This is a genomic window from Burkholderia sp. BCC1977 (genome assembly GCF_905339595.1).
In the GTDB taxonomy this organism is placed as follows: domain Bacteria; phylum Pseudomonadota; class Gammaproteobacteria; order Burkholderiales; family Burkholderiaceae; genus Burkholderia.
The window spans coordinates 1-9,129 of sequence record NZ_CAJPGQ010000010.1 but is presented as its reverse complement, the minus strand read 5'-3'; the positions used below and the strand labels follow the sequence as shown (position 1 = coordinate 9,129).

At 65.2% G+C, this 9,129-nt stretch carries 6 protein-coding genes and 1 pseudogene; 3 read left to right on the top strand and 4 right to left on the bottom strand.

Translation table 11 applies throughout. The annotated features are described in order from the left end of the window. Window positions 1-100: 100 nt before the first annotated feature. Window positions 101-748 (bottom strand): response regulator transcription factor, encoded by a 648-nt coding sequence (locus tag U5771_RS10980; protein WP_322023979.1) that lies wholly within the window; start codon window positions 746-748, stop codon window positions 101-103. Window positions 749-833: 85 nt separating this feature from the next. Between U5771_RS10980 and U5771_RS10975 the strand changes: the two genes are divergently transcribed. The 3 genes from U5771_RS10975 to U5771_RS10965 all read left to right on the top strand — a co-directional run bounded on the left by U5771_RS10975 (window position 834) and on the right by U5771_RS10965 (window position 5,930). Then, on the top strand, window positions 834-2,675 hold the full coding sequence (locus U5771_RS10975) for a hybrid sensor histidine kinase/response regulator (RefSeq protein ID WP_322023978.1): 1,842 nt from the start codon (window positions 834-836) through the stop codon (window positions 2,673-2,675). Between the two features lie 447 nt (window positions 2,676-3,122). After that, a complete protein-coding gene (locus U5771_RS10970) occupies window positions 3,123-4,004 on the top strand; it encodes a sterol desaturase family protein (protein ID WP_322023977.1) in 882 nt (293 codons plus the stop codon). Between the two features lie 9 nt (window positions 4,005-4,013). After that, a complete protein-coding gene (locus tag U5771_RS10965) occupies window positions 4,014-5,930 on the top strand; it encodes a serine hydrolase domain-containing protein (protein WP_322023976.1) in 1,917 nt (638 codons plus the stop codon). Window positions 5,931-6,067: 137 nt separating this feature from the next. Here U5771_RS10965 and U5771_RS10960 read toward each other — a convergent pair whose 3' ends face one another. The 3 genes and pseudogenes from U5771_RS10960 to U5771_RS10950 all read right to left on the bottom strand — a co-directional run. Beyond that, the gene (locus tag U5771_RS10960; protein WP_322023975.1) at window positions 6,068-6,709 is read right to left on the bottom strand and encodes an ankyrin repeat domain-containing protein; all 642 of its coding nucleotides are present in this window, start codon (window positions 6,707-6,709) and stop codon (window positions 6,068-6,070) included. Window positions 6,710-6,798: 89 nt separating this feature from the next. Further along, window positions 6,799-8,301, bottom strand: coding sequence for a catalase (locus U5771_RS10955; protein WP_415859402.1), 1,503 nt, complete (start codon window positions 8,299-8,301; stop codon window positions 6,799-6,801). A 260-nt stretch (window positions 8,302-8,561) separates the two neighbouring features. Next, window positions 8,562-9,050, bottom strand: a pseudogene (locus U5771_RS10950) (helix-turn-helix domain-containing protein); the annotation flags it as partial. Window positions 9,051-9,129 lie beyond the last annotated feature (79 nt).

The window sequence follows — 9,129 nt, the reverse complement described above, 5'->3', positions numbered from 1 at the left end:
GGGTGTCGCGCGGAGGCAACCGACACGTCGCGCGTGACGACGATCATCGGAAGGGCGAGCCACGACGCTCAGGCATGCGTCGTCCTCGCCGGCCCGGGCGTCAGCGCAGTGTCGCCTCCGTGCCGACATCGTCGGACAGCGGCAGCACGGTCAGGCCGTCGCGCAGCGCATAGGCGATCACTTCGGCAACGTTGTGCAACGACAGTTTCGACATCAGGTTCTGTCGATGCTTGCGTACCGTGAGCACGCTGAGATTCAGCTTGATGGCGATGTCCTTGCTCGAGTGTCCGTTGGCGATCAGCACGAGGATTTCCTTCTCCCGCGCCGTCACCGGCGGCACGGCGGCGGCGCCGGTGTGCTCGAGGACATGGGCGAGCGAGTCGCTGACATAACGGATTCCCGACAGCACCAGCGAGACGGCACGCAGCAGCTCGTCGCCATCTTCGTGCTTGAGCATGTAGCCGTCGACGCCGAGCGCGACGGCCGCCCGGACCGTGGCCGGGTTCTGATTGCCCGTGACCACCAGGATCCTGGTCTGCGGCGATTGCGTCTTGATCTGCTTCGCCAGGTCGATGCCGGGGAAGCCGGGCAGGTCGAGATCGAGCAGCAGCAGGTCGGCCTGCGTCTCGCACACCAGCTGACCGACCCTCCGGCCGTCGCCGGTCTCCCCCACGACGGTCCAGTTCGCTCGCGTCTTCAGCAGCAACTTCAGCCCGTCGCGAATGACGGCGTGGTCTTCGGCAAGCACGATTTTTTTCATTTTTCTTTCGCCTTCTCCCGGGGCACCCGGAAGCTCATTCCTTTGCGACAATACGATGCAACCCCGTTGCGACGTGTCACGCGGCGGGCGAGATCGACGCCCGACCACTCCAACGCCGGATCCGCTACGCGATTTTGAAATGGCAAACAGGATAGCGCAAGAATATCGTGGCCACGTGCAGCTGGAGCTGGTCAATACGCTGTACCGACAGTCTCCGCCGATCCTGTTCGGCAACCTCGCCGTGGTCAGCCTGACCACCTTTCTGTTGTGGAACGAGGTGTCGCGACACGCGCTGCTCGCGTGGGCCGCGGCGATCTGCGTGCTGACCGCCATCCGCACCGTCGTGGTCTGGCGGGATCGCCGCGCGGGCGAACATCCTGCCGGGACGGCCAGGGGCCGCGCGCGGAAATACCTGGTGTTCGCGGGCTTGTCCGGCTGCCTGTGGGGCGCCATGGGCGTGCTGTTCTTTTCGCCCGACAACACGATCGTGACGGCGCTGATCTGCATCGTGCTGGCCGGCATGACCGGCGGCTCGGTGGCGTCGCTTTCGTCGTGGTGGCCGACCTACGTGGCTTACGCATTGCCGACGGTGCTGCCGTTCGCGTTCCGTTCGTTCATGCACGGCAGTGCGCTGTTTTCCGTGCTGGGCTTCCTGTCGCTGTTCCTGCTCGCGGTCAATCTCGCCTTCAGCCGGACGCTGCAGCGTACCGTGCGCGACGCCGTGTCGCTGCGCTTCGAGAACGTCGACCTGATCCGGCAACTGACGCAGGAGAAGGAGCGCGCCGAACTCGCCAATCGCAGCAAATCGCAATTCCTGGCCGCCGCCAGCCATGACCTGCGTCAGCCGACGCATGCGCTCGGCCTCTACATCGCGACGCTGCGCGCGATGGCACGCGCACCGAGCGTCGATGGAACCGCACTCGACGACATCGCCGAACGGCTCCGGACCGCGTTGAAAGGCATGTCGCAATTGCTGAACGTGTTGCTGGACATCTCCCGGCTCGACGCGGGCGTGATCGACGTCGAGCCGCGCCGCTTTCCGCTGCGGCAGGAACTCGATGCGCTGGACCACCAGTTTCGTCAGGCCGCGTCGGCCAAGGGGTTGACGCTCCGGATCCGGCCGACCGCGATCTGGCTGGAAACCGATGCGGTGCTGCTGCACACGATCCTGTCGAACGTGTTGTCGAATGCCGTGCGTTATACGCAGCGCGGCGGCATCCTGCTGGCCTGCCGGCGGCGCGGCACCGACGTCGAGATCCAGGTCTTCGATACCGGCATCGGCATCGAAGCCGATCAACTGCCGAACATCTTTCGGGAGTTTTACCAGATCGGCAACGCGGCGCGGGACCGGGAGCAGGGGCTGGGCCTCGGGCTCGCCATCGTGCAGCGCACGGCCGTGCTGATCGATGCGAGCGTCCAGGTGCGTTCGACCGCGGGCCGCGGTTCGCTGTTCTCCGTGCGGCTGGCCATGGCCGACCATGCCCCGTCGCGCGCCACCGGCGCGAACCCGTCGGGTGAGGGCGAGGGCGCGGACGCCGGGCGCGGGCAGGGGCGCAAGACCATCCTCGTCGTCGACGACGATCGCGACGTGCTGGCCGGCATGCAGACGCTGCTTCAGACCTGGGGGCATACCGTGATCGCCGCGCCATCGCTGGAGCGTGCGATCGAGCTTGCCGCGCCCCGGCGCGCCGAACTCGACCTGATCGTGACGGATTTCAGGCTGGCGGGGCACGTGACCGGCGCCGATGTCGTCCACGGGGTGTTCCGCGTGATCGAACGCGAGATACCGGCCATCATCATTACCGGCGATACGTCGCCCGAGGGCATCCATGCCGCTTCGTCGAGCGGCTTCAGCGTGATGCACAAGCCGCTCGACCCGCAGGCCATGCAGACCTTGATCGACGCGTCGGCGTGATGGCGTGACGGTGCAACGGCACCGTGCCCGCTTGCGCCGACACGCGAATGCGACGCGTTCGCGACGGCTGCACTACTGCATATGCGGTATTTCCCAAACGAAACGGCTGCAGTACCTTCGCACCTGCTGGCAATCGTAAAAGAACAGTCGTAAAAGAACAGTCGCGCGGGGTATCGAAGAAAGCCTGGACAGCCGGGGAGACCAACCCACGGTTCGGGCCGCACGTCCGATCGAATCGGCACGGCCTGACGCCGCGGAACAGCCGATCGGCCGGAGTACGGCCGATCCTTTTCCGGGCGCCGTCCTTTGTGAAAGCATCGCGACAGGGTGCCGTGCCTGCACCCTGAATCGCGTTCACCCTGCGCATGAGCCGACCGGCCTCTCGCGGTCGAATCCTTGAACGGCCATGGCGCGGCCTCGTCGCCCGCCGGCAGGAGCGCAACGGTGATGGACAATCTGCCCAATATCATGGTGGCCGCGTTCCCGGCCTTCGCGGTGCTGATCGCCGTGGAAATCGTGCTCGCGGCGGTGCTCGGGCGGTCGCTGTACCGGACCCGCGACACGCTGGCGAACCTCGCGCTCGCGATCGGCGCATTCGTCGCCAGCGTGCTGACCGGCGGGCTGGTGCTCGCGGTGCTGAGCTGGGTGTACGCGCACCGGATCTTCACGATCCCGACGAACGTCTGGTGGGCATGGGTGCTGTGCTTCTTCGCGGACGATTTCAGCTACTACTGGTTCCATCGCCTGAGCCACGAGGTGCGCTGGTTCTGGGCGTCGCATTCGGTCCACCATTCGTCGGAGCGATACAACCTGTCGGTATCGCTGCGCCAGACGTGGACGGGCACGATCACCGGATCGTTCCTGTTCTGGGCGTGGATGCCGTGGGTCGGGTTCCATCCGAAGATGATCCTGTTCATGCAGTCGGTGAGCCTGATCTACCAGTTCTGGATCCACACCGAAGCGATCGGCAAGATGCCGCGCTGGTTCGAGGCGCTGCTGAACACGCCGTCGCAGCATCGCGTCCATCACGGCAGCGATTTCGACTATCTGGATACCAACTACGCCGGCACCACGATGATCTGGGACCGCCTGTTCCGGTCGTACACGCCCGAGCGATTCACGCCGCACTACGGGCTGACCTCGAGCATCGGCACCGACAATCCGTTCAGGATCGCGTTCTACGAGTGGCGCAATATCGCGCGCGACCTCGCGAAGGCGGACAGCCTGCACACCGCGATCCAGTACCTGATCCGGCCGCCGGGCTGGAGTCCCGACGGCAGTTCCCTGACGACGCGCGATGCGCGGCGTGCCGCACAGCAGGTTTCCTGAGAAGGCGATATGGCCCACACACGCGATCCACACCACCGGCGCCACGACGCGGCGCCATCCAGCGCCGGCCGCCGGCAATTCCTCGAATACGCGGGTGCGGGATGGTTGTCCGCGATGCTGCCCGGCTGCGGCGGCGCGGATACGATTCAGCCGTCGACCTACGGCGCGACCATCGCGGCGGGACGGCAAACGATCCAGGCCGCGCTCGATGCCCATCCGCAGAGCCTCGCCGGCCTCTCGGTTGCGTTGCTCAAGGGCGATCAGGTCGTGTGGGCCCAGGCGTTCGGCAATGCGTCGATCAGCCCGGCGGTCGCCGCCACGCCGACGACGCGCTACAACATCGGTTCGGTCACCAAGGTGATCGCGGCGCTGGCCGGCGTGATCCTGCAGGATCGCGGGCTGATCGACCTCGACGCGCCGATCGTCCGGTACGTGCCGTCGTTCACCATGCTGTCGCCGCAGTACACGCAGATCACGTCGCGTCATCTGCTGTCGCATTCGTCCGGGCTGCCCGGCCAGAACGTCGACAACATGTTCGCGTATGCGCCGATTCCCGGCTACGCGGCCGCCGCACAGAAGGTGCTCGCCAACGAACACCTGAATCATCCGCCGGGCCAGTTCGCGGTGTACTGCAACGACGGCTTCACGATCTTCGAGCTGGTGGTCGCCGCCGTCACCGGGTTGAGCTTCACCGATTTCGTTCAGCGCAACATCCTCGCGCCGCTGAACATGACGAACTCCGGCTTTCTGACCAGCGTGCCGGCGAGCGGCCAGTTCGCGCTGGCGTACGCGAACGGTACCCAGTACGGGCAGGAATTCGCGAATCCGTACGCCACCGGCGGCCTGTCGACGACGCCGCTCGACATGATGAACCTCGCGCAACTGTTCATCGGCAACGGCATGTTCCAGGGGCAGCGCATCGCGTCGGCGGCGGGGATCGCCGACATGCTGACGGACCAGACCGACCGGTGGCAGATCAAGTCGACCCGGCTCGGTTATGCGTATGCGTATGGTCTCGGCTGGGACGACGTCGACGATCCGGTCCTGCGCGCTGCCGGTGCCGCAGGGGCGTACAAGAGCGGCGGCACGCAGTTCTTTTCCAGCCATTTCTACGTGCTGCCCGCCGCGCGAATGGCGCTGATGATCACCGGCAACACGGGTTATGACGCGGCCAGCATCGCGCCCGGGATCCTGCTGCAGGCGTTGCGGGAAGACGGCAGCATCGCCGGTGCCCCCGCAAAGGTGAATGTCGCGCCACCGTCGGCCGCTGCGTCGCCGGATGTGTCGGCGGTCGGCGGCGTGTACGGCAACGAATCGTTGCCGATGCAAGTTGCCGTGAACGCGGACGGCAGCCTCGCGTTGACGAAATGGAACGGATCGACGTGGACGGACGTTGCGCCGAGTGGCGCGCCATACGTGTACCGCAGCGACGGCTGGTGGTGGAGCGACGGCGATACCGTGTCGTACCGGTTCGATATCCTGCCCGGCACGGACGACGCAGGCAACCCGGTGAGCAACCGGTATCTGACCAAGCGCGTCGTCGACGGCTCGGGCTATGTATTCCGCGTCACGCCGTATGCGCAGCAACTGCCGGCGTTGCCGGTGCTCGATGCTGCCTGGCAGGCACGTGTGAACACGTCGTGGAAAGTCATCAACGAATCGGCGCAGTCGGTGTTTTCCGGGGGCATGTTGCGCGTCTCGCTCGGCAGTCTCGGCGTGTTGCCGGGCTATGTCGTGTTCGCCTACAGCACCGACGGCGGCACCCATACCAACTACCAGCTGTTGAAGCCGCTGGACGACGACCGCTGCGGGATGACCGTCAGGATTCCGGTAATGCCCGGCCGCGATCTGTTCGAAATCAGCATGACGAACGTGAACAACGTCGAGACGATGGCGGCGTCCGGATGGCTGTGCCAGCGCGCGTGAGGGGCAGGGGGAAGGGTTCGATGCGCGACCGGCGGGACGTGCAGAATCGTGGCGACGGCGAATTGATTCGCGACACCGGCACCGAGGCCGAGTTCGTGGTCGAGGAGGCTGCGTTCGTCCGCACGAGGTTCAAGCGCTTACGGCCTCGATCGCAACGTCACATCGGCGTTCGGTGTCGCGCCCACCTTTTCGAGCGCCGAAACCGCGGCGTCGTTGCCTTGCAGGATGGCGTTCTGCAGCGCGGTGCGGCCGAGGGCATCGACATGATCCGGGTTCGCGCCGTGGGCGACGAGCACGGGCAGCATGTCGAGGCGGCCGAACAGCGCGGCGAACGACAGCGCGGTTTCGCCGGCGTGATTGGTCTGGTCGATCGGGCAGTGCGTATCGGCCAGCCGCTTCGCGATCGCTGTCTCGCCCTTGAACAGCGCGCCCATCAGTGCCGTGTTGCCGTGACGATCGCCGACGCACGGGTCCGCGCCGTTGCGCAGCAGATAGTCGAGCGTCGCGGGCTGGTCGCGATAGGCGGCGAGGATGAGCGCGGTGTAGCCTTCGCGCGTCGTCGCGTCGATCGGATAATGCGCGTCGACGAGCGACTGCAGGATGTCGATGCGGCCGAGGCGCGCGGCGGCGAACCATGCATCGTCGTAGCGGCGCAGGTCGGCGTGCGCGTCGGGGTGCGGCATGGCCGCGGGCGGTGCGATCGGCGCGCAGGCCGCGAGCACGGCGGGGCCCGCGATCGCGAGCATGCGGAAGAGGGCGGTTCGGAGTCGATTTTTCATCGGCAATGCGCGCCGCGCGTGGCCGCGCGGCGCAATCGGATGGGTTGGGACGCGAAGGCCGCGCCTGCAGCCTTCGCAAGATTGCCCGATCAGTTTTCGACGAGCTTGTCGGCGAGCGATTTCACGCGGGAAAGGTCCGCGTGCGTGGCGCGTGCGAGACGGCTACCGTAATCCGCATCGGCCTTGAAGAAGTACGACAGCATCGCGTACTTGTTCGCGTCGTTCGTCACGTGGTTCAGGTCGCCCGACAGCGCGGTCACGAGATCCTGCCGTTCCTGCGCGGGCAGCATGCGGTAATACTCGCCGGCTTGCCGGAAGTTCAGCGTCTTGCGGATCGCGGCCTGCTGCGTCGTGCCGGCAAGCGGCGTCTGGACCGACTTGTAACGCGGGTTCTGCGCGAGTTCGTTCAGCGTCGACGGCTCGTAGTTCACTTCACCCTTGCGGTCACCGAAGTTCATCGCGCCGTCCTGGTTGTTGTTCGTGACGGCCACGCGCGGACGATTGATCGGCAACTGGTTGAAGTTCGCGCCGAGGCGGTACATCTGCGTATCCGCGTACGAGAACATCCGGCCCTGCAGCATCCGGTCTTCCGACGGCTCGATGCCCGGCACCATCCGCGACGGGGCAAACGCGGATTCCTCGGTCGACTCGAAGTAATTGTCCGGTACGCGGTTCAGTGTGAGCGTGCCGATCCTGCGCTCCGGAACGCCGGCCCACACCTTCGTATCGTCGAGCGGGTTGAAGTCGAACGCGTCGAGCTCGGACGGCTTCAGCACCTGGATGTAGAGGTCCCACTTCGGCGCGTCGCCGGCCTTCAGCGCGGCATACAGGTCATTCGTCATCAGGTTCCAGTCGGCGCCGATCGAACCCGGAATGTCCTTCGGACGCAGCCCGTGCATCCCTTGCTCGCTCTTCCAGTGGAACTTCACGTACGTGTACTTGCCGTCGGCATTGACGAACTTGAACGCGTGCACGCCGTAGCCGTCCATGTGACGGTACGAATCGGGCATGCCTTCGGTCGTGTACAGCCGGGTCAGCATGCTGGTCGCCTCCGGCGCGTGCGCGAAGAAGTCGAATGCGAGGTTCGGGTCCTGTACGCCCGTGACGGCGCTCGGCTTGTTCGCATGAACGAAGTCGGGGAACTTGATTGCATCGCGGATGAAGAAGATCGGCAGGTTGATCCCGACCAGATCCCAGTTGCCTTGCTCCGTGTAGAACTTCACGGCGAAACCGCGCGGATCGCGCGCCTGCTCGGGCGAGCCGCGATAACCCATCACGGTCGAGAAGCGGACGAACACGGGCGTCTTCGTGCCGGGTGTGAACACCTTGGCCGTCGTCAGGTCGCTGATGTCGGCGCTCGGCACGAATTCGCCGAACGCGCCGGTGCCGCGGGCATGCACGACACGCTCGGGGATGCGTTCGCGATCGAAGCGCTGGAGTTTTTCGATGAGATGCGAGTCTTGCAGAAGCGTCGGCCCGTTCGGTCCGGCTGTCTGCGAATTCTGGTTGTCGCCGACGGGCGAGCCGTTGTCGCGGGTCAGTTCAGCGGCATGAGACGAAGTGGCCAATGCGACGCAGGCCGCGGCAATCATGCTTTGCAAAAAGCGATTCGCGGTGTGTGACATATCGATGAGGTTCCTTGGCTGAGGGGGAGATGCCGACGAAATTTAGTCTCTTCGGCGGGCATCGAGCCAATTGAATCTCTCTAATTTGGCGATAGGTTGCCGTGTTTATTCCTGGTTGATATGGGTAGCTAAATTATTTTTTCTCCTTGCGACAATCACTTGCGCAGTGTCGAAGATCGGCGCGCAAGTGGGCAGGGTGCTCGCGTTTGTTTCAACGGTTGTTTGCGGGCCGGTGCCCGTTCGGCGAAATACCGATGGTCGCTGCCGTCGACTTGGATCGGTTCGTCGAGGCAGGCCCGGCGCGCTCGCGGTTGATAGACCTTGGGCGGTCGTTGCCGGCGCGGCACCCATAAACCAGCCTCCGTCATCAGCTTCCTGACCGTTTCCTTGTCCAACCGAACACCGTGACATTCCCAGAGCTTCTCGCAGGCCAGCGTCGGCCCGAAATCGGCGTAGCGATCGCGGATGATCGATAGCGCCCGATCGGCGGCTCCTGGGTCCAGGCGACGGTTGCCGGGCTTCGATCGGTGTCCCGATACCAAACCCGCCGCGCCGTGTTCCCGAAGCCGGGCGACCAGCCGGCGAACCTGCCGCGTCGTCAACTCCAGCCGTTCCGCCGCTCGCCATGGCTTGAGCTTGCCGTCGGCCACGTCTTGAATGACCTTGAACCTGTCCAGCTCGCGCATCGTCATCGTGATCCGTTCCGTTGCAGCCATCGAAGCCTCCGGCGCTGGATTCCCAGCGGCCGATCAGCTTACGATGGGTCGAAAAGCGGACATTTGAACTTGGCTAGAA

Coding starts and splice junctions, on each gene's coding strand:
- U5771_RS10970 (WP_322023977.1), top strand. CDS start 3,123: ATGGACAATCTGCCCAATATCATGGTGGCCGCGTTCCCGGCCTTCGCG.
- U5771_RS10965 (WP_322023976.1), top strand. CDS start 4,014: ATGGCCCACACACGCGATCCACACCACCGGCGCCACGACGCGGCGCCA.
- U5771_RS10960 (WP_322023975.1), bottom strand. CDS start 6,709: ATGAAAAATCGACTCCGAACCGCCCTCTTCCGCATGCTCGCGATCGCG.
- U5771_RS10955 (WP_415859402.1), bottom strand. CDS start 8,301: ATGATTGCCGCGGCCTGCGTCGCATTGGCCACTTCGTCTCATGCCGCT.